This window comes from Sphingomonas sp. (assembly GCF_035758555.1).
GTDB lineage: Bacteria > Pseudomonadota > Alphaproteobacteria > Sphingomonadales > Sphingomonadaceae > Sphingomonas_B.
In genome coordinates this window covers 1-2,470 of the sequence record NZ_DASTXI010000071.1, presented here as the reverse complement: position 1 = coordinate 2,470, position 2,470 = coordinate 1, and the positions used below count along the sequence as shown (strand labels likewise).

At 68.1% G+C, this 2,470-nt stretch carries 3 protein-coding genes; all 3 read right to left on the bottom strand.

All coding sequences use genetic code 11. The features are described 5' to 3' along the window. Positions 1-94 precede the first annotated feature (94 nt). Positions 95-964 carry a 3-hydroxybutyryl-CoA dehydrogenase gene (locus VFT73_RS04520; protein ID WP_326408973.1) on the bottom strand — a complete coding sequence of 290 codons (870 nt, stop codon included), beginning with the start codon at positions 962-964 and terminating at the stop codon, positions 95-97. 98 nt (positions 965-1,062) lie between these two features. Next, a complete protein-coding gene (gene egtD, locus VFT73_RS04515) occupies positions 1,063-2,025 on the bottom strand; it encodes an L-histidine N(alpha)-methyltransferase (RefSeq protein ID WP_326408972.1) in 963 nt (320 codons plus the stop codon). Continuing rightward, positions 2,022-2,470, bottom strand: a 449-nt coding sequence (locus VFT73_RS04510; RefSeq protein WP_326408971.1) for an SUMF1/EgtB/PvdO family nonheme iron enzyme, incomplete at its 5' end; no start/stop codon positions are given. The genes egtD and VFT73_RS04510, both read right to left, overlap by 4 nt.

The following is a 2,470-nucleotide window of genomic DNA, read 5'->3' as shown; positions in this document are numbered from 1 at the left end:
CACGCGTCCCTCGACTACGCTTCGCTTCGCTCGGGACGAGCGAAACCGGGAGCTCGCTCGTCCCGAGCGAAGTCGAGGGGCGCTGGTACAGCCTCTACCGCGTCGGCACAGGCTCCGGCCCGGAGTAATCGTAAAACCCGCGCCCGGTCTTCCGCCCCAGCCACCCGGCCTCGACATACTTCACCAGCAGCGGCGCGGGCCGGAATTTCGGGTCGCCGGTCCCCTCGAACAGCACGCGCGTGATCGACAGGCACGTGTCCAGCCCGATGAAGTCGGCCAAGGTCAGCGGCCCCATCGGGTGGTTGAGCCCCAGCTGGCACGCCGCGTCGATGTCGGCAATCGTCGCCACGCCTTCGCCGAGCGCAAAGCACGCCTCGTTCAGCATCGGCATCAGCACGCGGTTGACGATGAAGCCCGGCGCGTCGTTCGCATGCACGATCCGCTTGCCGAGGCGCTGCCCGAAGGCCTCCACCTTCGCGACCGTCTCGTCGGAGGTGGCGAGCCCCCGGATCACCTCGATCAGCCCCATCACCGGCACCGGATTGAAGAAATGCACGCCGATGAAGCGGGCCGGATCGGGCGCCGCCTGCGCCAGCCGCGTGATCGGGATCGACGAGGTGTTCGACGCCAGCACCGCGTCCGCGCCCAGCACCTTGCCCGCGGCCTCGAAGATCTTGCGCTTGACGGCTTCGTTCTCGGTCGCCGCCTCGACGATCAGAGAGGCCTCGGCCATCGGCGCATAGTCCGCGACCGGCTCGATCAGCGCCAGCGCCGCATCGCGATCAGCCTGCGTTATCTTGTCCTTGGAAACCGCGCGGTCGAGCTGCTTCGCAATCCCCGCCTTCGACTTCTCGGCGACCTCTTGCGACACATCGGCCAGAAACACCCGATACCCCGCCTGCGCCGAGACCTGCGCGATCCCCGCGCCCATTTGCCCGGCCCCGATGACACCGACTGACTCCATGATCTTTTCCCTTCGTCATGCCGGACTTGATCCGGCATCCCGCTTCTTTGCGCGGCCGTAAGGAAGCGGGACCCCGGGTCAAGCCCGGGGTGACGGAATCAAGGCGCCGTGCCCGGCGGCTGGGCCTCGGCGAGGATCAGGGCGAAGCGGTCCTCGTCGTCCGTCCATTCCGCGATCGGCGTCCAGGCCCCGGCCCGCAGCAGCAGGCGCGCGTCGCGGGGGCCGTATTTGTGGCTGTTCTCGGTGTGGATCGTCTCGCCGGCGGCCATGGTGAAGCGCTCGCCCTCGATGGTGAAGGCCACATCGCGAATCGCCTCCAGATGCATCTCGATGCGCGCGTAGCGGTCGTTCCAGATCGCGCGGTGGCGGAACGCGTCGACCGGAATGTCGGCGTCCAGCTCCCGGTTGATCCGGTGGAGCAGGTTCAGGTTGAACGCCGCCGTCACGCCTTCTTCATCGTCATAGGCGCGGATCAGCACGTCCACATCCTTGATCCGGTCCATGCCGATCAGCAGCATCGACCCCACGCCCAGGGTCTCGACCATCGCGCGCAGCAGGTTGACGGCCGTCCGCGCGACCATGTTGCCGATCGTCGAGCCGGGGAAGAAGCCGAGCTTGGGCAGCGACGCGATCTCCGGCGGCGCCTCGATCGGATGCATGAAATCGGCTTCGACCGGCAGGATCGACAGCTTCGGGAAATCGGAGGCGAGCGCGGCCGCGCTTTCGCGCAGGAACTCCCCCGAAATGTCGATCGGCACATAGGCGGCGGGCGCAACCGCCTCCAGCAGATGCGGCGTCTTGATCGACGATCCCGATCCGAACTCGACCACCGCGCGGCCGGGCCCGACGACCTCGGCGACTTCTGGCGCGACTCGCTCCAGCAGCGCCGTTTCGACCTGCGTCGGATAATATTCGGGCAGCTGCGTGATCCGCTCGAACAGCTCGGAGCCCGCGCGATCGTAGAACCAGCGCGCGGGGATCGCGCGTCGCGCCATGCGGAAGCCCGCCAGCACATCGGCGCGGAAGGCGGGGTCGATCCGATTGGCGGCGGCGTAATTCACAGGTCTTTCGCCAGCCGCACGCCGGCGAATTGCCAGCGCTGGTGCGGGTAGAAGAAATTGCGATAGCTCGCCCGCACATGGCCCCGTGGGCTGGCGCACGAACCGCCGCGCAGCACGAACTGCCCGCTCATGAACTTGCCGTTATATTCGCCGACCGCGCCTTCTGCCGCGCGAAAGCCGGGGTAAGGCCGATAGGCGCTCCCCGTCCATTCCCACACGTCGCCGAACAGGGCCGGGCCGTCGGCGGCGGGCCGCGGCTCGACCGCACCGGGAGCATCGAGCTGGTTGCCGCCGGTGGCATCGTGGCACGCCGCGGCGGCTTCCCATTCGGCCTCGGTCGGCAGGCGTGCGCCCGCCCAGCTTGCGTAGGCATCGGCTTCGTAGAAGCTGACATGCGTCACCGGCGCTGCGGGATCGAGCGCGCGTCGTCCGTCGAGCCCGAAAC